Raw genomic sequence first — 20,746 nt, 5'->3', positions numbered from 1 at the left:
ACAATGCCGCAGCCTATATTGCTGACTGCAGAGCCTTTCCAGATCGTGTGATCTAGCTTAGACACACCATCTTAGTCAGCGTCATCCAGCACAATGAGCGGCGGGCCCGATAAGCGTTCACGGCCGTTAAGCCCCTTAACTTCGAGCACCACGACGTTGCCCGCTACCTCGGCGCCCGCAGACTCAAGAAGCAGCTTGGCGCCGTGGAGGGTGCCGCCGGTAGCCAGGACATCATCGACAAGCACCACGCGCTTGCCCTTCACATCGACGCCACTGGCCGGAATCTCCAACGCGGCCGAGCCATATTCCAGCTCGTATTCCTCGGTATATACCGGCGGCGGAAGCTTGCCCTGTTTACGAATGGCCAAAATGCCCAGACCCAACTTGTACGCCACGGCAGAGCCCAGCAGGAACCCGCGGGCATCTAAGCCACCAATGAGATCCGCTCCCAGCTCCTCACACGCGGCCGCGAGTCCGTCAACAACGGCTTGAAATGCCTCAGGATCGGCTAATACCGGTGTGAGGTCTTCAAAAAGAATTCCTTTTTCCGGAAAATCCTGCACAAGGCGCACTTTATCGCGTAAAGCTTGTGCTGCTGATTCATAGTGAGAAGTCATCATCTTCCTTGAAGCTAAATAGCGAGAATTAATTTAAGAGTGGATAAGGCCTAGGCTTTTTCCACAGGTTCTTGTGCCGATACGCGCCACCGGTCCATATTCCAGCCGATGCCCGAGATGCCAGTGTACGGCAGGACACCCTCCACGTCGCGGTGAACAATGAACACACGCGGCTGTGCGGCGACTGGAATAGAGGGAACGCTGTCCCAGAGCCGTTCTTCCTGCTCTTTGAGCTGCACCGAATTTTTGATGCTGGAGTCAGCGGCGGAGTACTCGGTCAGCGGATCGACCGCTCCCAAGAAGGCGTCGATGGTTGGCTCCCCCGTTTCTGGATCAGGGTTGAGATAAAACTGCGATAAGTGTTCATCCGCAGCATCCTCGATGGTAATGCCCGCCGGCTCGCAGGAGGCGCGCAGCGCATCAACCATCGCCTGATAGCGCTTATCCGGGCCAACGTAGCCCACCCTGATGGTGGACCCGTTCAACTGGCCGGCCGCAGCCATGTCCGTTCCCTCGTGGTCCTTCGCCACCGAGCCTAGCGTTTGGGCCACCGGATCTTGGACAGAGACGGTGCGCACATAAGCCGGGGGAACATCGACACCAGATATTTCGGAGCTCTTTTGTGCCATAGCCGCTTGATCCACGCAGGCAGCAAATGCCTTCCTAGCAGAAGGTTCTGCAAAAGTCCCAGCCTGCGATAGCGTCAGCGTGTCGGTTTGTAGGCCCACCTCGGTGGTCGTCTCAAACTCGGTCTTCTCTGCTCCCGCGGAGTCCTCCCCATCGGAGTCGCTTTCTTCATTCGAGTCAGATCCAGTGTTGGATTCGGGGGCGTCGTTTCCTTCCCCAGATTCTGCGTCCTTGCCTGCCTTCCCTGAGAGCCAGTCAGGCGCTGCGGTAGCGGAATCTGCCACCTTGAGAACTCCCTTATCCGCGAGTTCCTCCGCATTGGCAGTACTCGGCCAAATCACGAGGCGATCCAAGGCAGGTTTGTCACCGCGAAATTGCTCGTTGGCTTTGAGGAAAACCTCGCCGGAATCGCCGACCTTATCCGCGGTGAATGGGCCATAGGAAACCTGCAACTCGGGGTCAAAATCATCCTTGGCGGTGGAAAAGCCATAACGCCACAAATCCGCTACCGGCTTCAGCGTCGCCATGTCGTCCGCGTGCAAGGCCGCATTGAGTTCCTCTACGGTCAAATCCGCCTTCTGCGCAAGCGCGTGTGCTGGCATGACGGTGCCAGGGCCAAACATTTGGCGCCACCGATGCCCCTGATCTTTCTGGAAGGTCAGCGTAAAGTCCTTGCTATGCGGTGCGCACTCGAAATCCGCGATGTCATTCATCAGCGGCATATGCGAGGCAAATTCAACCGGGTGCGTGCCAGCCGTATAGGCAAGCAGATAATCGTCGCAGGTGACGGGGGTGCCATCGGAGAACACGGCGTCATCGGCAAGCGTCAAACGCACGCTTTCCTGATCGCTATCTGCTGCCGGAGGAAGCTCTTCGGTCTCTACCAAATCCGCATTGGGAATGAGCTGTCCAGAAGGCCCCGGCACAAAAAGGCCGGGATAAAGGCGCGTCGAAAGCTGTGCCGCTGAAGTGGTGCTGCCAAAGGCGGTGCCGGCATTCGTCGTTGCCAGCTGGGAGTTGACCATATATCCGGTGTAGTTATAGGACTCCGGATCGCTGGGCGCGGCTTGGTCACCGCTCTCGGATTCCTCACTGCTGCACGAGGCCGCTACCAGCGCCAGGGCGGAAAGCCCCGCTGCAACCGCCGCGATTTTGGGACGGCGCCCCCACCACCGTGTGGTGCCTAATCTGCGTTCCACGGTACGCACAACCCCTTTTCTCCTAAAAAGACCAAGCCTTACTCTGCCTGATTATGCCTTGTTTAAGGGCACTTAGCGTCCCGGGCGCCACGTTGCACCGGTATGGCCGGAGGCACTGCTGCCGTGATGAGATTGTTCTTCTGCCACTTCCTTGTGCGTCTTGGCCCCGATATCGGAAGGCGTGACCACCTTGCGCTTGCCAGAACCCGCCTCCGCTGGTTCACCGTCCTCAGACTTACCCGCGCGGTAATCCAGCACACGCTGCGTGTGCCGCTTGACGCGGTTGGTCCAATTAGCAAACGTCACCACCAACGGGGTGGCCAAGAAAATCGAGGAGAAAATACCCTCGATAACGCCGATCAACTGGATCAGCGCCAAATCGCGCAGCGTTCCGATTCCCATAAGCCATACGGCGATGACGAACAACGCGATAATAGGCAGCGCGGAAATGATGGAGGTGGAAATGGAACGCATGACCGTCTGATTAATCGCCAAGTTGGCGAGTTCCCCATAGGTCTTAGAACGTTGGCCTTCCAGCCCCGCCGTATTCTCATTGACCTTGTCAAAGACGATGACGGAGTCATAGATGGAGAAGGTCAGGACGGTGAGCAAACCGATGATGACGGCGGGAGAAACTTCAAATCCGAAGAGCGCGTAGATACCGGCGATGACAATGGCATCAATAATAAGCGCCAAAATGGCGGCAAACGCCATAATCTTTTGCAAGCGCACCGCCACATAGATGGTCGCTGCAACAAGGAATACGACCATAGCGAGGATCATGCGCTGCGTAATCGAGGAGCCCCACGATTCGGACACGGTGGAAGAACCAATGGCGTCCGGGGTGGCCTCCCCGTTTTCATCCTTTGGCTGGAATTCCTCATAAATAGCGGACCGAGCGCTATCTACCTCCTCCTGGCTCAAGCGCTCAGAGGTGATTTCAAGCGTCTCAGCATCGCCGGCGCCAACGATGCGCACCTGCTCAGGTTCAACGCCAGTGGAGTCCTCGAAGACGGTAGCTACTTCATCTTCTTTCAAGTCCCCAGCGGGCATGGACAAGGTGGTGCCTCCCTCAAAGTCGAGGGAGAGCGTGAACCCGCGAATCAAAATGGCGGCGATGGCGCCGACGAGGAGCGCGGCGGTAATCGCGTACCACCGTTTGGTGTGGCCAATGAAGTCATAGCCACGCTCGTCTTCATAGAGACGATCCAAACGCGAAATCTTGTGTTTAGTAGATACGGCCATGATTATTTCTCCTCATCTTCCGCAGCTGCTGAGGGCGCTGAGCTCTCAGACGAATCGGCGCTAGCGGATGCCGAATTGTCAGTGGCGCGCGCCTGCGATGCGGTAGCAACGCCGCGGGACTCCGCGTAGTAGCCGCGTTCGCGTCGCTCTTCAATCAGCGCGTAAATTCCGCCCAAGCCATTCATCGATGGCTTGGCTGCCGCTGGGCGGCGGCCGATGATCTGCATCAACGGCGCCATGACCAGGAAGGACACGACGAGGTCGAAGATCGTGGTCAAGCCCAAGGTGAACGCGAAGCCCTTTACTTCACCGATGGCGAGGAAGTAGACGATGACAGAACCGATCAACGTCACCGCGTTACCGGTCACGATGGTGCTGCGCGAGCGCTCCCAGGCCTTCTGCGTTGCTGACCTGAAGGTTCTGCCCTCTAAGAGCTCGTCCTTGATGCGCTCGTAGTAGACCACGAACGAGTCCGCGGTGGCACCAACACCAATGACCAGACCCGCGATACCGGACAGGTCGAGCGAGTACCCGATCCAACGCCCCAGCAGGACGATGGCGCCGTAGGTCAGCAGGCCGGAGCCAAGCAAGAAGATGACGGACACACCGCTTAACGCGCGGAAGTAGTACAGCGAGTAAAGGATGACCAAAATCAAGCCTGCCAAGCCAGCCCACAGGCCTGCCTCCAGCGCCGCTTTACCCAGTGTCGGAGGAATGGACTCCACCGTGCCGCCAGGCTCGCCGTTTTCGCCGGCGAAGGACAGCGGCAATGCGCCGTAGCGCAGGTTATTGGCCAGGTTATTAGCTTCTTCTTGGCTAAAATCACCGTTAATGGAGGTAGCAGAACCGTACGGGGTAGCACCCTGGATGACCGGCGCCGAAATAACACCCGAGTCAAGGGTGATGGCAATCTGATCGTTCAGGTGGTCCCGCGTGATGTCAGCCCAAGTCTGGGAGCCGTTCGGGCCATCTCCAGTCTTGAAGGAGAAGCTGATCTCCATCTGACCAGACTGCGGGTTGAGGCCACCGTTGATCGGGGAATTGGTATCAATCTCATTACCCGTCAACCGGGTACCGCCTTCATCCTTAACGCCGTTGAGCAACGGTGCTGGCTCCAACACATAGGGAGTGCCGCTGTCATAGTCACAGGTAACAAAAGGCTTGGACGGATCATCTGCACCAGCCAGTGGGTCAGAGGAGCCCTGACAAGTCAGGAGCGAAGAGGCCGCTGCTTGCGTTGTCGGATCTTCCGATTGGCGGTCCTTTAACAACATCTCGGTGATTTCATCGCGGCGCTCGGTCTGCTCGATGGAGTTAGAAGGCTCATCCAGAGGCTTTGCGGATACCTTTGGCGCCTTGACGTCCTTCGTTTCCTTGCCCTCAGCCTGCGCTTGTTGTTCAGCAACGGCCTTGGTGACGTCTTCCAATTTCTTGTTGGCCTCGTCCTTATCTAGGACGCCGTATTTGACCCAGCGGTTAGCCATATCCTCCAGCTCTTTGTCGAGCTTTTCCATATCCGGCGCGGAGGGTTGCGCCACCGGACGGAAGTAAAGCTGTGAGGTCTGCCCCACTGCTTGGGCCTGCGAGGCATCCTCGCCCGGCACGGTGATGACGAGGGTATTGCCGTTAATGACGACCTCGGAACCTGACACACCCATGCCATTGACGCGCTGTTCCAAAATATTGCGCGCTTGCCGTAGCTGGTCCTGGGTGGGGTCTTCACCTTGTGGTGCCAAGGTAACGCGGGTGCCGCCCTGCAGGTCAATGCCTAACTTTGGGGTGGCTTGGCGGTTTCCGGTGAAAAAGACCAGCGCATAGATAACGACCACGATAAGCCCAAAAAGCGCGAGGGCGCGTTTGGGCCATTGGCGGTTGCTATTTTTCATAGCGCCTCGAGATGATGCGGACAACGATATTCTCCTGTGCACTGCAAACCAGGGTGATTAAACATTAAATACGGCCCGCCCGATTCGGCACGGGCACGTTAACAACGCACAATCGTACGTCATGGAACAACATTTTCCTTAACGGGGTCCGCGATTCAGCGAAAATGTGTCAGGTTCTACGTTTCTCTTAAGCCAATTGCAGGCTCAGGAATCACTTGCCGTGTGCACAGGATGCGCCCGCGTCTGCTTTCACTGAGAGCACGGGCGATAACGAGGGATTAACGGTCGGAGGACTGCTCGCCTTCCCCGCCGTTGAATCCATCATCATTGTTGTTCTCGCCGTTGTCTCGCTGCGGCTCTCCAGCTTTGTCTGCACTACCGCGGTTAAGTTTCTGGGCTTCGCTTTCGGTGCGAACAACCGCCATCTTGTCAAAGGTAAGGGTAACTCCCGGGGAAACCTCGAGGTCCACACTGGTATCGGTGGTTCCGCGCACCACACCGTGGACACCGCCGGCGGTCACGATGCGGTCCCCATTCTGCAGGGAATTTTGCAGCGATTGCATGTCGTTTTGGCGCTGGCGTTGCTTACGCATCGCCATAAAGGAAGGAATGATGAACAAAATGACAATGATTATGAGAAAGATGATTTCCATAACTTTCCAGTATGCCAGACTGTTTGGTTCACAAAAACCATCGGCTAGTTCCATCCCATGGACCCCACCAGCGAGGTGCACATGGGCCCTTAAAACAGCCCAATTGCCCCATCCGGAGGCGTCAGGCCCAGGTGCTGCCATGCGGCTGCGGTGGCTACCCTGCCCCGCCCAGTGCGCGAAATCATGCCGGCGCGAACCAAGTATGGTTCACACACCTCCTCCACGGTGGAGGGTTCCTCGCCAACGGCGATGGCCAAGGTATTAACACCCACCGGCCCGCCGCCGTGGCCATTGATCAGGGCACTGAGGACGGCGCGGTCCAGCCGGTCCAGCCCCATTTCATCAACATCGAATACCTCCAACGCCCCCTGCGCGGCGGAAAGATCGATGCGCCCGGTTCCATTGACCTCCGCATAGTCGCGCACGCGGCGAAGCAGGCGGTTGGCAATGCGCGGAGTGCCGCGCGAACGCGAGCCGATCTCAACGGCAGCATCATCGTCGATGGCGACGTCCAAGATATGTGCCGCACGCTTGATCACATGGGTGAGATCCTCGGTGCTGTAGTACTCCATTTGGGCGGTAAAGCCGAAGCGATCCCGCAGCGGTCCCGTCAACATTCCTGCTCGCGTTGTAGCCCCGACCAAGGTAAACGGCGGGATCTCCAACGGGATCGAGGTAGCACCCGGCCCTTTTCCCACAATCACATCGATGCGGAAATCTTCCATGGCCATATAGAGCATCTCTTCGGCGGGCCGGGCGATGCGGTGGATCTCATCGATGAAAAGCACGTCGCCTTCCATGAGGTTCGAAAGCATCGCCGCGAGGTCTCCCGCTCGTTCCAGCGCTGGGCCCGAGGTCATGCGCAGCGACGTCCCAAGTTCCTGCGAAATGATCATGGCCATCGTAGTCTTACCCAGGCCGGGCGGCCCCGATAACAGGACATGGTCCGGGGTGACCCCGCGGTTCTTAGCGCCCGTAAGCACGAGGGAAAGCTGCTCCCTGACCTTTGGCTGCCCAATAAATTCCGTTAGGGATTTCGGGCGCAGGGAGCGCTCGATATCGTGTTCTTCGGCGTGAGCGGTGGCTTCCACATCACTATTGTGCTGTGAATCGTGCGCCTCATTCATTCCCTCCGGGAGGTTGAACTCGGTGCGCTCAATATCGGACATGCTGTAGCCTTCGTGTCTTCTTGACGTCGTGTTCTTTTAGCCCTGCTTACCCAACTGGGCTAGGGCCGCGCGCAGCAAGGTTGACGTATCCGCCGCAGGGGCTTCGGCATATGCTGCCTCCACCACGGGGCGGGCCGCCTTCTCAGTAAATCCTAGGCCCAGGAGGGCTTCGGTGACACTATCGACAACTGGGCCACCGCCGCTTGCTGCCGCCGGCGCCGCATCAGCCGTTGGAGCTCCAGCAAAGCGCTTTACCTTATCTTTTAGCTCCAGGGTAAGGCGTTGGGCCATCCGCTTGCCGACGCCCGGAATAGACTGCAGCGCCTTCACATCCTCCCCGCCAATGGCTGCGGCAAGCTCTTCTGCGCCCATGACGGACAACGCAGCTAGGGCGAGTTTGGGCCCCAAGCCGGACACGGATTGCAGCACCTGAAACATCTCGCGGTCGTCATCGCTGGTAAAGCCGTATAGGGTTAACGCATCTTCCTTGACCACCAAGGTAGTAAGCACAAAGGCGGTTTCTCCGCGGCGCAGGGTTCCCAACGTCTTTGCGGTAGCCAAGAACTTATAGCCTACCCCGCCGCATTCAATAACGCCGTGGTCTAAACCAATGTGGAGTACTTCTCCCCGCAATGCCGCAATCATTTTCTACCGTGCCTTCCTACCTGTGTGCGCGTTCGCCATATCCTTGTAATTAATAAAACTTAGTGGGTGAGCAGTGTACTAGGGCTTGATGCTCTTTCCCCGCCCGCGGACACCACTGGTCTTTGCGCCAAGCCCTAAACCAGTACTATCCATCCTGACGATCGCTGGCGCCCGCCAGCAATGGCAGACAGCCAGCGCCAATGCGTCCGCTGCGTCCGCCGGCTTGGGCGGCTCCGTAAGCCCCAAGATACGAGTAATCATCGTCGTCATTTGTTTCTTATCTGCGCGCCCATTGCCAGAAATGGCCTTTTTTACTTCGGACGGTGTATACATATACACCGGAATATCCCGCTCGGCAGCCGCGAGCACGAGGACTCCTACGACGTGCGCAGTCTGCATGACGGTCGAGACCTGGCCGCGTTCGAAGACGCGCTCTATAGCAACCACGTCGGGCGAATAATCGTCCATCCATTCCTTGGCCGCAACGGACAGCCGCAGGAGCCGCTCGGTCAAATCTTTATCACTCGGGGTCCGCACCACGCCAACGGAGACAGGAAGAATTGCGCGCCCGCAGCCAGCTTGAACTACGGACAGGCCACAGCGAGTTAGCCCAGGGTCGATGCCCATCACGCGCATGCCTTCGATATTCACACCCGCCCACTCCCTGTTCCGCGGCCTCGTCGTTCCTAGTCTTAATTCCCCATTATGTCTTACACACACATGTTCTACAACACGGCGCAACTTTTAGGCTGTCCCAATAAAAACACAACAAAGCTCGGCACCGGAATCTCCGCATGCGCGAAGAGCCGCCACCGAGCTAGTGCCTCCAATATGTGCAGTATTCTTACTCTGCGTTGAGTTCTGCTAGCACCTCATCGGAGAGGTCCATATTGGTATATACGTTCTGGACGTCGTCGGATTCTTCCAAAACATCGATGAGGCGGAAGATCTTCTTGGCGTCATTGGCCTCGAGAGGAACCTCGACGGAGGCACGGAAATCGTTATCGGAGTCATCAACCTCGATGTCTGCTTCCTTGAGGGCCTCCTTGACGGCCTGCACATCCGTGGGGGCGCAGATGATCTCAAATTTCTCGCCCTGGTCTTTAACCTCTTCAGCGCCAGCATCGAGGACTGCCATCAAGACATCATCCTCACTCAGCTCACCCTTTTCCACCAAGACATAACCGGTGCGGGAGAACATATAAGCAACCGAGCCGGATTCGCCCAGGTTACCGCCATTCTTGCTCATCGCGGTGCGGACATCGGTAGCCGCGCGGTTGCGGTTATCGGTCAAGCATTCAATCAGCATTGCGACACCGTTGGGGCCATAACCCTCGTACATGATGGTCTCCCAGTCGGCACCACCGGCTTCTTCACCAGAGCCGCGCTTGCGGGCGCGTTCGATGTTGTCATTGGGGACGGAGGCCTTTTTGGCCTTCTTAATCATGTCATCGAGCGTTGGGTTGGCCGCAGGATCACCACCGCCGGTTCGCGCCGCCACTTCAATGTTCTTAATGAGCTTGGCAAATTCCTTGCCGCGCTTAGCGTCATTGGCAGCCTTCTTGTGCTTGGTAGTTGCCCATTTTGAGTGGCCTGACATTAAGTCCCTTTCTAATTGGGTTCTAAATCTGTTGACAATTATACGTGCCCTGCACGAACTGGGAAAAGCGCCCCCATGATACGGACGCGTCGCTAGACGTTATGCCAATTGCCGTGCGCAGAACCGCTACCTAAGTTTTCATCAAGGAACCGAGTCAAGCCTTCTTGATTGATCAATGCAACGAGTTCACCCTGCTCATTGAATAATTTACCGCGCGCGATGGCCGTTCCTTGCGCCGCTGTGGGCGATACCTGCTCATAGAGCAACCACTCATCCACGCGAAATGGGCGAAGAAACCACACCGCATGGTCAAGGCTTGCCAATTGCACCTTATCCCCTTGGTGCGGAATGAGCGCCGCCCGAATAAGGGTCATATCAGACATATACGTCAGGGCAGCGCGGTGGAAAGCGGGGTCACTCCCAAGCTCGCCCGTATTGCGGAACCAAATATGGCGATATCCGGCACCTGTCACCTCCGCGGCGGCATCATCGCGGCCCTCATCGGGCACTAAACGGATATCCCAATCGGTCCACTCCTTCAAAATAATCCGGGTGGAATACGGCGCCCCACCGCCACGGCGAGCGGCTTCATCGGGGCTTAATACCTGCGGTGCCACATCCTGATGTTCGGGACCTGCATCACCATCGCGGTGGAAACTAGCCAGCATAATAAAGACGAGGCGGCCATCTTGGACGACCCGAACCTCGCGGCTGGCAAAGGAACGGCCATCACGCAGCCTTTCTACCTGCAACTCCAGCGGGTTTTTCGTATCACCTGGGCCAACGAAATAGCCATGGAGGGAATGCACCTGCTTATCCTCCACCGTCCTTTGCGCCGCGGTAAGGGCCTGCGCTGCAACTTGGCCACCGAAGGTGCGTTCAATCTGCGAGGGAATCGCCGGGCCAGCAAAGACATCCGCATCTTGGGTGCTTTCTAACGCCAAAACCTCAGAAATGGTGCCCACAGTCATCCTTTCTTGTGCGCCTACTATGCGCTACATCACGTAAGTCTTCGTCTGTCTTGCCACCCTACTCCTCGGGGCAACCCAACCCGGATGACGAGGAACCTGATTCGAACTACGCAACGGCCAAAATATTCCCTACAATCTTTTGGGTGAAAAGATTCGCGACAGTTCCTGCGGTATGGGTGGGGTGGGCTCTCGCCCGCTTGGTATTGGTCTATTTTTTGAAGCTCGACCACAGCGCACGCGGCGATGTTGCCTATTATTTCGCCGGCCTTTTTGGCACCGATCCCACGCAGATGACCGAGTATCCCCACGCGGGCACGTGGCCCACCATCATCTTAAGCTGGTTCACCGGTGGAGACCGCGGCGTATTCTATATCGGCTTTACCATCTTGACGCTGCTTGTCGATGCCGCCTTCCTCGCCCTCCTACTTCGTCACCACGAACGCAATAAGCGCGTTTTTCTCGCCGGCTGGTTCTGGGTCTTTTTTGGCACGGCTGCAGGACACGTCTTTGTGTGGCGCCTCGATATTTTTCCTGCCGTCGCCGTCGCAGGTGCCGCAGCGCTGCTTATTTCTCATCCCAAGACAGGCGCCGCCCTATTAGGCTTCGCTACCACCATGAAGCTCTGGCCAGGCGTCCTCGCAGCTGGACTGGTAGGGCGTTTTAATAGTTCTAATTCCTGGCTGCGATTGGCGTCCTTTTTCGGCTCCGTTGCTGCTCTTTCAGCGTTGACAGTTTTTACCTCCGGTATGGACCGACTTCTTTCCCCACTGAATTATCAGGGGGTGCGCGGGCTCCAACTCGAATCCGTTCCGGCGACATACTTGCTATTGCAGGCACACCTCACACCGGGTAAATGGCGTTTAGGTTATGCTCCATCAAAGAGCTTCGAGATTTCTGGCCCGGGCGTCGATGCCACCATCATGTGGAGCACCATCGCGACGGCCGGGATGCTGGTCTTCGCCCTGAGCTGGGCGCTATACCGCTTCTTCGCCGGAGGCTGGACCTCGCGAACGACGGTCGCCTTTTTCACCCTCATGGTGCTTCTACTCATAGCCACCAATAAAGTATTTTCGCCCCAGTACATCATTTGGCTCGGACCCCTATTCGCGGTGGTCGTACGCCAACAGCTCCCCGCCGGGTTTGTGCCCATCAAAATCTGTCAGGGTTTCCTCGCTGTATGCGCAGTTGCAGCGGCCGCGCTCGGCACCTACATCTACCCTTTCCACTATGACTACGTGTGGAAGTATGTAGGCGAAAACCTGACTCCGGTCTACGTGCTCGTCGCCCGCAACGTGCTCATCCTCGTCATGGTCTTCATCGCGCTCATTTGGTTCATCCTTGAGATAAGCCTGTCGCGCCGCATAGAAAAGGCCATCGTGGCAGCAAGCGACCCGGAGCAAGCCCAAGAAGCCGCCGCAGAGGCCGCGCCCTCACCAGATACCGGGCGAATCAATGTGCCGGGCTCCGACACCGCCGACGCGGACGCCGCCGAGCCTGACGCGGGCACCGATGACACTAGGGAGGTAACGCGCGGCTAAATTTTCAATCCGCCAGCATGTAGTCGAAGTACTCGGGCAATTTAGCGGTTCCGCCGAGGTGGAAAAAACGCACCGCTGGGCGCAGGCGCAGCGCGCGCGTATCGCTGACCGCCTCGTTATAAAAGCGATGCGCCAACTGGATGCGGCCTTCTGCATCCGCCAAGGCGGCCGGGCGCTGGCCTACCGGAAAATCGCGCACGATGGCCGCCGAAAGCTCGCGTTCTACCATGGTGCGGGCTTGAAAATGCCCATGCGAAAGCTCCGTGGATTCGGCCTTTTGCGCCAACGCCGCAAGATCCGGGGAGACCGCCGCCGTTACCGCCGCGCGCCGGTCCAGCGCAGCCTGCAGCTGCGCCAGCGCGGCATCGGTGCGGATATGCAAGAAATTCAGCCGCTGCGCCGTGAAAATGGCCCATGACCCCACAAGAATGAGGATAAGCAGCGCAATGGTTATTTCTATCGCCATCATCGCTTCACCCTCACCTTCATGCCATCTTGCACCGTTTCATAAACCTGCATGACCGCCGCTGCAACATGGTCCCAGTCATACATCTGGGCGCGCTGCACGCCATTGCGCACTAATCGCCGCCGGTACTCGCCATCGTCCAAAACTTGGTTGAGCACGCGAGCCAAATCGGTGGCATCGCCAGTGCGGAATAGCGCTCCCGCCGGCTCTTCCGATTCCGCGTTGCAGACCGCACGAAAGGCCTCCAAATCCGAAGCCACGACGGCGGCACCGGCGGCCATGGCCTCTACCAGCACGATGCCAAAGCTTTCCCCGCCCGTATTGGGCGCCACGTAAACATCGGCCCGGCCCAAGATCTGTGCTTTCTCTGCGTCGCTGACGCGGCCTACAAAATCCACGCCCTCGACCTCACGGGCACGGCCGCCACCCATAATGGTGACGCGAATATTCGTGTTGACCTGACGCACAGCGGCCAACAGAATATCCAGGCCCTTCCGCGGCTCGTCGAGGCGGCCTAGGAATACGACCTCGAGTGGGGCATCGGCAAGCGCGGGCTGACTTTTCTTGCGCGCTAAAGCGTAGACTGAGGTATCGACGCCGTTGGGAATCAGGACGGGGTCGCCACCCAATTGCTCCACCTGCCAACGCCGCGCCATATCCGATACCGCGATGCCGCCGCGAATCTTTTCCAAAAAGGGCACGAGGAGCGGCTTCGCTAGGGTCAGGATGAGGGAGTTGGCCGCCGAAGCGTGGTACGTCGCCACCATAGGGCCGTGTGCCACGGCCAAGGCAGTCATGGAAAAACTCGGGGAATTGGGCTCGTGGATATGCAGGACATCAAAATCACCGTCCTGAATGAAGCGCTTGACCTTGCGGGTTACCTTTGGCCCCACCGACAAGCGCGCAACGGAGCCGTTATACGCAATCGGGAAGGCTGGGCCGCCCTTGACCACGAAATCCGGTAGCGGAGTGGTCTCCGCGGCAGGGCCAAGGACCTGGACAAAGTGGCCTTGTTCTATAAAAACGGTGGCGAGATCGAGGATGTGGGCCTGCACGCCACCGGGTTCATCAAAAGAATACGGGCAAATAATACCGATGCGCATTAACTGGAACGTTCCTTTCGCGCTTGCCGGCGCCGCTCCACGTCCTCGTTCCATTGCGGCTGCAGCATGTGCCAGTCTTCGGGGTGGCGCTGGATATTAGCCGCAAACCCATCCGCCATCCGCTGGGTGGTCTCCTGAATATCGGTAACCTGAACTTCTGGGGACACCGACAACCCCCAGCCATCGCCTTCAAACCACGAGTGCACCACGTGGAGTGCCGCGCCGGTTTCAATGGCTAGCTGCGCGGGACCTGCCGCCATATTGGCTTCCTCGCCCATGAAATCTACCGTGATACCGCTGCGGGTAATATCGCGTTCTGCCAATAAGCAGACCACCCCGCCCTCCTGCAGGGCTTCCTTCAGGCGCGCAAAGGGCGTGGCCGCCCCACCGGTAAGCGGCAGGACCTCAAACCCCAGTTCCTCGCGGTAATCCACGAAGGCATCAAATAACACCTCCGGCTTTAACCGCTCCGCCACTGTAGTAAATTGCCCGTAATGTCCCACCAAGAAGACACCAGCCATATCCCAGTTGCCGGAGTGCGGCAGCGCCAAGATGACGCCGCGGCCAGACTGCGCCGAGGCATCAAAGTGCTCGAGCCCTTCCAAGCCCTTCATGAGGCGCTCGTGCAGCTGGGGATCCGCATGAATCGCGGGAAGGCGAAACGCCTCCATCCAATAGCGCATATAGGAGCGCATGGAATCGCGCACCAGCTGACGGGTGACGTTTTCTGCCCCCACCACGCGGGTGAGGTTTCTTCGCAGGCCATCCATGCCGCGCCCGCGGTCGCTCGCGAAATCCGCTACCCACCGGAAGATGGTGCGCGCTACCGGCTCGGGCAACCGGCGAACTACCTTCCAGCCCGCCAGATAACCAGCCGCTGCTACATCTTGTTTATCCCACATGATGCCGGATCCTCCAGAAAAGTCAGTGCGCAAACCACGAACTAGCCGGAACGGTAGCCCCCGCTGCGCCCACGGTCGCTAATTTTATAACCCGGTATCCTGGCGCGCTGCAATGGCAATGCGCTGATACACGGTAAAGATTGAGCCGACCGCCAAGATCCACAGCGATACCGCCGCGGCGTAATCTACGCCCAAGCCCTCAAGGCCGATGCCGCCCAACGCGAGAATGAGGCGTTCTGGGCGCTCAATCAGTCCGCCCACCATGGTGAAACCAGAGGCCTCTCCCCTAGCCTTGATATAGGAAATGACCTGGGAGCATACCAAGGTTATGAGGCAGGCCGCCACGGTCCATTTGGACGCGTCTGCGGTATACACCAGCCACCAGGCGATGGCGCAGAATAACGCGCCATCGGTAATGCGGTCACAGCTTGCATCCAGCGTGGCGCCGAAAGCGCTCGATTTACCGGTCAGCCGCGCCATCGTGCCATCGAGCATGTCAAAGGCGGCAAAGAGACCGGATAGTACGGCAGCGATAAACAGGTGGCCGGTAGGAATGAGGATCACCGAAATAGCGATGGTCACAATAGTGCCTACAACCGTGACCACGTTGGGTGTTAGACCCAACTTCAAAAAGGTCTTGGCTATAGGTTCCACCACCACGGCGGCGGGCTTTCGCCCATGCACGCTAAGCACGCGAGTCCTCCTCTTCCATGTCACGCCACCCCTCTGCCAAGACACGGCGGGTGTCTTGCAGTAGTTGCGGTAATACCTTAGTCCCATCGAGGACAGTCATAAAGTTACTATCCCCGGGCCACCTTGGCACCACATGCAAATGCAGGTGGTCTCCCACCGAGCCGCCGGACGCGCGCCCCAGGTTAAAGCCCACGTTAATGGCCTCTGGCTGTGACACGCGCTTGAGCACCCGCACGGCCTTTTGGGCAAAGGCCATGAGCTCGTGGGATTCCTCCTCGGTGAGGTTCTCCAGCTCGGATTCCTTGCGGTACGGCACCACCATGAGGTGGCCGGCATTATAGGGAAACAGGTTGAGCAGCGCATATACCGTCTTACCGCGCGCGATGATGAGCCCGTCCTCATCGCTGCCCTTCGGGGCTTCCACGAAGGGGTCCTCGGACCGCTGCGCAATATAGGCCATCCGGTACGGCGCCCACAGTCGCTCCAACCGGTCCGGCTCACCGGCACCGGAATCGACGAATGTCTCCTCGCTATGTCCCTTCTGTGGGTTAGCGCCGGGCACGAATGAGCTCTTCTGTCGGCTGCTCGTTGGTGCGCTCTGCCACCCAGGTGGTAATGAGCTCAACGGCCTCATCGACGGGCACGCCGTTGACCTGCGTGCCATCCAAGAATCGGAAGGACACCGCACCGGCTTCCACATCGCGGGCGCCTGCGACCAGCATGAAAGGAACCTTGCCCGTCGTGTGGTTGCGGATCTTCTTCTGCATGCGGTCATCGGAGGTATCCACGTCCGCACGAATGCCCTTTGCGCGCAGCTTGGCGGCAACGCCCTCCAGATGCGGGACGAAGTCATCCGCGACGGGAATGCCCATGACCTGGTGCGGTGCCAACCACGCGGGGAAGGCGCCCGCGTAGTGCTCAAGAAGCACACCGAAGAAGCGCTCGATGGAGCCGAAGAGGGCCCGGTGGATCATGATCGGGCGCTTCTTGGTGCCATCGGATGCGGTGTATTCCAGCTCGAAGCGCTCGGGCAGGTTGAAGTCCAGCTGCACCGTGGACATTTGCCAGGTACGGCCGATGGCATCGCGGGCCTGGACGGAAATCTTTGGCCCGTAGAATGCGGCGCCTTCCGGATCTGGAACGAGCTCAAGACCGGACTTTTCTGCCACGGACTGCAAGATGGCGGTCGAGCGCTCCCAAATCTCATCGGAGCCGACGAACTTATTGGGGTCCTTGGTGGAAAGCTCCAAATAGAAATCGGAGAGACCGTAATCCTCAAGCAGCGAGATAATGAAGTCTAGGACCTGGGTGAGTTCCTCTTCCAGCTGCTCTTCGGTGCAGTAAATGTGGGCATCGTCCTGGGTAAAACCGCGCGCACGCGTCAGGCCATGCACCACGCCGGACTTTTCGTAGCGGTAGACCGTACCGAATTCGAACAGGCGCAGCGGCAACTCGCGGTAGGAACGGCCGCGGGATGCAAAGATCAGGTTGTGCATCGGGCAGTTCATCGGCTTGGCGTAGTAATCCTGCGGTTCCTTGACCGTATTTCCCTCGGCGTCATACTCGCCATCGAGCTGCATTGGCGGGAACATGCCATCGGAGTAGAAATCAAGGTGGCCGGACTTACGGAATAGATCGCCCTTGGTGATGTGCGGGGTATTGACAAAGGAGTACCCCGCCTGCACGTGGCGGTTGCGGGAGTGGTTTTCCATCTCCATGCGCACGGTCGCGCCATTGGGGTGGAATACGGGGAAACCGGAACCAATCTCGTCCGGGAAGGAGAACAGGTCCAGTTCCTGGCCCAAACGGCGGTGATCGCGCTTTTCTGCCTCTTCCACCATGGTCTGGTAGGCGGCCAATGCATCCTTCGACTCAAAGGCCGTGCCGTAGATGCGCTGCAGGCCAGCGTTGGCCTGGTCACCGCGCCAGTAGGCGGCAGACGAACGAGTCAGGGCAAAGGCCGGGATATATTTCGTGGTGGGAACGTGCGGGCCGCGGCACAGGTCAAACCATTCCACCTCATTGGTGCGCGGGTTCACGTTGTCATAGTGCGTCAGATCGCCGGCGCCCACCTCAGCGGCTTCATCGGAGTCTGGGTCCACATTGCCCTTGTCCTGGATAAGCTCCAACTTGAAGGGCTCATCCTGCAAGGCCTGCTCTGCCTCTGCCGTGGACGCATAGGTGTGGCGCTCAAAGCGCTGGCCGCCCTTGATGATCTTCTTCATGCGCTTTTCCAAGGCCTTGAGATCCTCCGGGGTGAAGGGCTCAGCGGTCTGGAAATCGAAATAGAAGCCGTTTTCAATGGATGGGCCAATGCCCAGCTTGGTGCCGGGGAACTCAGCTTGCACGGCCTGGGCCATGACGTGGGCGCAGGAGTGGCGAATGACGGCGCGGCCAGCTTCCTCACAGGCGGCTACCGGGACAAATGTCGATTCCTCATCCGGGGTGTGCGAGAGGTCAAAAAGAGTACCGTCCAGGCCGCGGACTACAACGACTGCCTCTGGGCCCTTATTGGGCAAGTCCAGCTCGCGGAGAACCGCGCCAACCGCTTGCCCGGCCGGCACGGTGAAGGATTCGTAATTTACCGGTGCTGCGGGAATAAGTTCCGCCATATTCGCGCTCCTTTTTGCGCTCGCGCAGATACGGCATACCTGGCCGCATCCACTAGTTAAATTTACGGATCGTCATTCTACAGGCCAGCATGCGTGCAAAGCGATTCCGCCCACCACGTTTCTTTACCATCGCCGCCTTTGGTACCCGGCGGGCAGAAATACATCGCCGAGCCAATGTGGGTCAGCCACTCATTCAGCAGGTCCGCTTCATCAAGGCGCGCCTGGATGGGCTCGAATTGCTTGGTGGGATCCTGCTGGTAACAGATGAAGACCTGGCCAATATTGGATAGTTGGCCATCCTTGCCATCCGGCGGCAGCTCGTAGTTATAGGGGCGGCGCAAAATCTTTTGCTCCGGGTGGTCCTTTGGCGCAGTGGCGCGCGCCATGTGGGAGTTCTTATCAATGACGGGCAGGCCATACTCATCCGTGGCCTTAAAGTCCGCTTCATCGAATTCCTTATCACCCGAAAGAGGTGCCCCGTTCTCCAGCTTGCGGCCCACCGCATTTTCGCGGGAAGAGCGGTCCAGCTTTTCCCAGGAATCGAGGTTCATGCGGATGCGGCGGACCACCATGGCCGCGCCACCCCGCTGCCACTCTGGTCCGTCCTCGATCCAGACCTGCTCCGCGAATTCTTCATCGCCGTGCGGGTTGACGGTGCCATCCTTTTGACCAAACATATTGCGCGCGGTCTCGCCCTTTTCGTGGCTACCGTAGGCGTTGATAAAGCCCTGCTGCAGCCAACTAACTTCGGCATAGTGCTCGCCTGAGCGCACCATGTGCCGCAGCGCATAAGTATTCATCAGCGGATCATCGCTGCAGATTTGCAGGACGATGTCGGTCTGGCCCCACTTGTCCTCTAATTGGTCGCGGGAATAGGCGCGGACATCGCCAAGCCACTTCGGCTTATCCACGCCCAACAGCGAGAAAATACGCTCGCCCAGCCCACACGTAATAGTGAGATTGGCAGGCTGGCGCACCATTTCCGGCTCCAAGGTCCCCAACGGAGGCTTGCCTGTGCACAGCGCACGCGCATCCTCGGTCCACAGCTTCATCAGACGGGCAAAGCCTTGCTTGCCGATGTCCCCTTTGAGATCAAAGCCCACCAAGTTCAGGTGCGCTTGCTCCGGGGTGTCAATGCCGGCCTGGTGTGGGCCGTCGAAAGCCACGGTGGCATCGGCAAGCGGAGTGTGCTCCTCCGCTTCAGCGTTTGGTGTTGTTCTATCCGCGTTGCACCCCACCAGCGCGAAGGCGCTGGTAGACACTGCAGCGCCGGTGAGAAATCCCCTTCTGCTGAATCCCGTCATGATTAGTGCGTGTGGTTTTCTTTCTCGTCGTCCTTGCTGGAATGGTCGTGGCCTGCGTGATCGGAGTGGTCGTGGCCGGAGTGATCGTGGTCCATGCCCTCCATGTCGCCGTAGTCCTCGTCGCCGGCGCCCATGGTCCGGGACTGGATGGGACCTAAGTCCATCTCGTCGCCGCCAGACAAGGTCACCTTGAGCTCGAGGGAATCGCCAGGCATGATGCCTTCCTTCATACCCATCAGCATGAAGTGGTCGCCACCTGGCGCAAGTTCATGGCTCTCGCCGGCCTTGATGACCAAGGGGCTGGGCTTTTCGCGCATCTGTCCATCAACGGTCTCGTGAATCTGGTTCATCTCTGCGTCCAGGTTCGTGGAGAAGCCAGTGATCTCGATGTCTTCATCCGAGTGGTTGACCAAGGTGCCGAAGATGGCGGTCATATCCTTGTCTTCGTTCGCGCGTACGACGGCATCCTCGAAAGTCAGGTCCTTATCCGCTGCCGCGGTGGATTCGCTGGTTTCTGCAGTTGAAGAAGCAGCCGAAGTCGACTCTGAGTTATTGGAATCGTTTTCGTTATCCGGGGAGCAACCAGCGAGAACTAGGGCGCTGAGGGATACGCCAGCAACCAAGCGGGAAATTTTCTTAGTCATTATTTGTGACCTTTCGAGTCGTTTCGACGGGTTTTAGCAATCAACAAAGCCAGCACGGCCGCTATGGCCAGCACACCGCCCACTCCCAGGATGATTTTCACCGAGGTGGGCATATCGCTCGAAGAATCTGCAGCTCCATCTGCATCTGCAGCGTCGGTGGAAGAAGCCCCATCGCTGTCCTCGCCTTTCACCGTAAATGAGACTCCACCGCGTGTGGCGTGGCCATCCGAGGAGGTGATGTTGTATCCCACCTGGTAGTTTCCTGGGCCGGGGTCGACATCATCTGGAGTCGTGATCGTGAGATCGCGTTCATCTAGCTCCGGCTCCTGGTTAAAGATCTGTTCGCCAGTGTCCTTATTGGTCACGGCAAAGGTGTTGAACTGGTCCTTTGGGATACCGGAAAACTCCAGGGTGATTTCCGCAGGAAACTCCTCGAGCTGGTCGCCCTCCTTTACGGTTCCGCCCACGACGGAATCGTGCGCCAGTGCTACAGGTGCGGATCCGCCCACGATAAGCGCGGTAGCTCCCACCGCCACTGCCGTGCGGCGCAACCAAGGTACGCGATGGCTCATTTTCAGCTCCTTCAGTTCTGAATTTTGCGTGTGCATGCAAAGACATCCTAATCCCAACGAATGTCTTGGTGACAATCGTGGTCATCAGTGCGTCTCTTCAATAGTCGGTAACCGTATCTCCATAGTTCCGCACCGAAGCGAAAAAGTCTGCGATCTCCATCACTTCAGAAGTGTGGGGTGTGCCGGATACAAAAAAGCCGCCTTGGTGACAAGGCGGCTTGGATGGAGCGGATGACGAGACTCGAACTCGCGACCCTCACCTTGGCAAGGTGATGCGCTACCAACTGCGCTACATCCGCA

At 58.3% G+C, this 20,746-nt stretch carries 20 protein-coding genes and 1 tRNA gene; 1 reads left to right on the top strand and 20 read right to left on the bottom strand.

Going from position 1 to position 20,746, the window contains the following annotated elements; all coding sequences use genetic code 11:
- Positions 1-71: 71 nt before the first annotated feature.
- The 10 genes from ABRP84_RS10925 to ABRP84_RS10880 form a co-directional block, all read right to left on the bottom strand.
- Positions 72-617, bottom strand: coding sequence for an adenine phosphoribosyltransferase (locus ABRP84_RS10925; RefSeq protein WP_349853790.1), 546 nt, complete (start codon positions 615-617; stop codon positions 72-74).
- Between the two features lie 50 nt (positions 618-667).
- Complete coding sequence (locus tag ABRP84_RS10920) at positions 668-2,443, bottom strand: ABC transporter substrate-binding protein (RefSeq protein ID WP_349853788.1); 1,776 nt, start codon at positions 2,441-2,443, stop codon at positions 668-670.
- 72 nt (positions 2,444-2,515) lie between these two features.
- Entirely contained in the window at positions 2,516-3,688 is a 1,173-nt protein-coding gene (gene secF, locus ABRP84_RS10915; RefSeq protein ID WP_349853786.1) for a protein translocase subunit SecF, read from the bottom strand.
- Positions 3,689-3,690: 2 nt separating this feature from the next.
- Positions 3,691-5,574 carry a protein translocase subunit SecD gene (gene secD / locus ABRP84_RS10910; protein WP_349853785.1) on the bottom strand — a complete coding sequence of 628 codons (1,884 nt, stop codon included), beginning with the start codon at positions 5,572-5,574 and terminating at the stop codon, positions 3,691-3,693.
- Positions 5,575-5,852: 278 nt separating this feature from the next.
- On the bottom strand, positions 5,853-6,227 hold the full coding sequence (yajC, locus tag ABRP84_RS10905; RefSeq protein WP_349853784.1) for a preprotein translocase subunit YajC: 375 nt from the start codon (positions 6,225-6,227) through the stop codon (positions 5,853-5,855).
- Positions 6,228-6,316: 89 nt separating this feature from the next.
- Positions 6,317-7,396, bottom strand: coding sequence for a Holliday junction branch migration DNA helicase RuvB (ruvB, locus tag ABRP84_RS10900; RefSeq protein WP_023022590.1), 1,080 nt, complete (start codon positions 7,394-7,396; stop codon positions 6,317-6,319).
- A 36-nt stretch (positions 7,397-7,432) separates the two neighbouring features.
- A complete protein-coding gene (gene ruvA / locus ABRP84_RS10895) occupies positions 7,433-8,041 on the bottom strand; it encodes a Holliday junction branch migration protein RuvA (protein ID WP_349853782.1) in 609 nt (202 codons plus the stop codon).
- A 78-nt stretch (positions 8,042-8,119) separates the two neighbouring features.
- Positions 8,120-8,692 carry a crossover junction endodeoxyribonuclease RuvC gene (gene ruvC / locus ABRP84_RS10890; RefSeq protein WP_349853780.1) on the bottom strand — a complete coding sequence of 191 codons (573 nt, stop codon included), beginning with the start codon at positions 8,690-8,692 and terminating at the stop codon, positions 8,120-8,122.
- 193 nt (positions 8,693-8,885) lie between these two features.
- Complete coding sequence (locus ABRP84_RS10885; protein WP_023022595.1) at positions 8,886-9,641, bottom strand: YebC/PmpR family DNA-binding transcriptional regulator; 756 nt, start codon at positions 9,639-9,641, stop codon at positions 8,886-8,888.
- A 92-nt stretch (positions 9,642-9,733) separates the two neighbouring features.
- Positions 9,734-10,612, bottom strand: coding sequence for an acyl-CoA thioesterase (locus tag ABRP84_RS10880; protein WP_349853779.1), 879 nt, complete (start codon positions 10,610-10,612; stop codon positions 9,734-9,736).
- Positions 10,613-10,755: 143 nt separating this feature from the next.
- Here ABRP84_RS10880 and ABRP84_RS10875 point away from each other — a divergent pair, with 143 nt between their 5' ends.
- Positions 10,756-12,150: a DUF2029 domain-containing protein gene (locus ABRP84_RS10875; RefSeq protein WP_349853778.1), complete on the top strand. Its 1,395-nt coding sequence runs from the start codon at positions 10,756-10,758 to the stop codon at positions 12,148-12,150.
- A gap of 4 nt (positions 12,151-12,154) precedes the next feature.
- Here ABRP84_RS10875 and ABRP84_RS10870 read toward each other — a convergent pair whose 3' ends face one another.
- The 10 genes from ABRP84_RS10870 to ABRP84_RS10825 form a co-directional block, all read right to left on the bottom strand.
- Positions 12,155-12,616: a hypothetical protein gene (locus ABRP84_RS10870; RefSeq protein WP_349853797.1), complete on the bottom strand. Its 462-nt coding sequence runs from the start codon at positions 12,614-12,616 to the stop codon at positions 12,155-12,157.
- Positions 12,616-13,719, bottom strand: a complete 1,104-nt coding sequence (locus tag ABRP84_RS10865; RefSeq protein WP_349853777.1) for a glycosyltransferase family 4 protein — start codon at positions 13,717-13,719, stop codon at positions 12,616-12,618. Before ABRP84_RS10865 ends, ABRP84_RS10870 begins: the two co-directional genes overlap by 1 nt.
- Positions 13,719-14,621: a phosphatidylinositol mannoside acyltransferase gene (locus ABRP84_RS10860; RefSeq protein ID WP_349853775.1), complete on the bottom strand. Its 903-nt coding sequence runs from the start codon at positions 14,619-14,621 to the stop codon at positions 13,719-13,721. The genes ABRP84_RS10865 and ABRP84_RS10860 overlap by 1 nt, the downstream gene beginning before the upstream one ends.
- Before the next feature lie 84 nt (positions 14,622-14,705).
- Positions 14,706-15,314 carry a phosphatidylinositol phosphate synthase gene (pgsA, locus tag ABRP84_RS10855; protein WP_349853774.1) on the bottom strand — a complete coding sequence of 203 codons (609 nt, stop codon included), beginning with the start codon at positions 15,312-15,314 and terminating at the stop codon, positions 14,706-14,708.
- Entirely contained in the window at positions 15,307-15,876 is a 570-nt protein-coding gene (locus ABRP84_RS10850) for an HIT family protein (RefSeq protein ID WP_349853772.1), read from the bottom strand. Before ABRP84_RS10850 ends, pgsA begins: the two co-directional genes overlap by 8 nt.
- Positions 15,863-17,926 (bottom strand): threonine--tRNA ligase, encoded by a 2,064-nt coding sequence (thrS, locus tag ABRP84_RS10845; RefSeq protein ID WP_349853770.1) that lies wholly within the window; start codon positions 17,924-17,926, stop codon positions 15,863-15,865. Before thrS ends, ABRP84_RS10850 begins: the two co-directional genes overlap by 14 nt.
- Before the next feature lie 77 nt (positions 17,927-18,003).
- Positions 18,004-19,230 carry a Dyp-type peroxidase gene (locus tag ABRP84_RS10840; protein WP_349853768.1) on the bottom strand — a complete coding sequence of 409 codons (1,227 nt, stop codon included), beginning with the start codon at positions 19,228-19,230 and terminating at the stop codon, positions 18,004-18,006.
- 2 nt (positions 19,231-19,232) lie between these two features.
- The gene (locus tag ABRP84_RS10835; RefSeq protein ID WP_349853766.1) at positions 19,233-19,874 is read right to left on the bottom strand and encodes a copper chaperone PCu(A)C; all 642 of its coding nucleotides are present in this window, start codon (positions 19,872-19,874) and stop codon (positions 19,233-19,235) included.
- A complete protein-coding gene (locus ABRP84_RS10830; RefSeq protein WP_349853764.1) occupies positions 19,874-20,446 on the bottom strand; it encodes a copper resistance CopC family protein in 573 nt (190 codons plus the stop codon). Before ABRP84_RS10830 ends, ABRP84_RS10835 begins: the two co-directional genes overlap by 1 nt.
- Before the next feature lie 223 nt (positions 20,447-20,669).
- Positions 20,670-20,745 (bottom strand) — tRNA-Gly (locus ABRP84_RS10825).
- Position 20,746 lies beyond the last annotated feature (1 nt).

The organism is Corynebacterium sp. KPL2861 (genome assembly GCF_040225475.1).
Taxonomy (GTDB): Bacteria; Actinomycetota; Actinomycetes; order Mycobacteriales; family Mycobacteriaceae; genus Corynebacterium.
This window is presented reverse-complemented; position numbering and strand designations above follow the sequence as displayed.